Source organism: Halioglobus sp. HI00S01 (assembly GCF_001635445.1).
Taxonomy (GTDB): Bacteria; Pseudomonadota; Gammaproteobacteria; order Pseudomonadales; family Halieaceae; genus Halioglobus; species Halioglobus japonicus.
Genome location: NZ_LWEE01000317.1, coordinates 1 through 254 on the forward strand (window position 1 = coordinate 1; position 254 = coordinate 254).

The 254-nt window shown below is 57.9% G+C and carries 1 protein-coding gene; it reads right to left on the reverse strand.

The features are described from left to right. Positions 1 to 254, reverse strand: a 254-nt coding sequence (locus A3709_RS24185) for a hypothetical protein (protein WP_197484315.1), incomplete at both ends; no start/stop codon positions are given.

Genomic DNA, 254 nt, shown 5'->3' on the forward strand with positions numbered 1-254 from the left:
AGTACGGCAGTTTCATCGCGTCCCGCGAAGAGGGTGACCAGCACTGTGTCTACATCGGCCTCTGCTGCTATTTTTGCTACATCTTCCCGGTTAATCTCGGTTCCCGGATGCAGGGTGTAACTTGCCACTGCCCTGACGCCTTGTTTGTGCAGGGCCTCTGCGAATTCCTGCTCAAACGCCCTGCGGCCTGATTCGCTCGAGGCTGCAGTGTATACCAGTACGCCGCGCAGACCACGCTTGTCGGACAGGTTCGT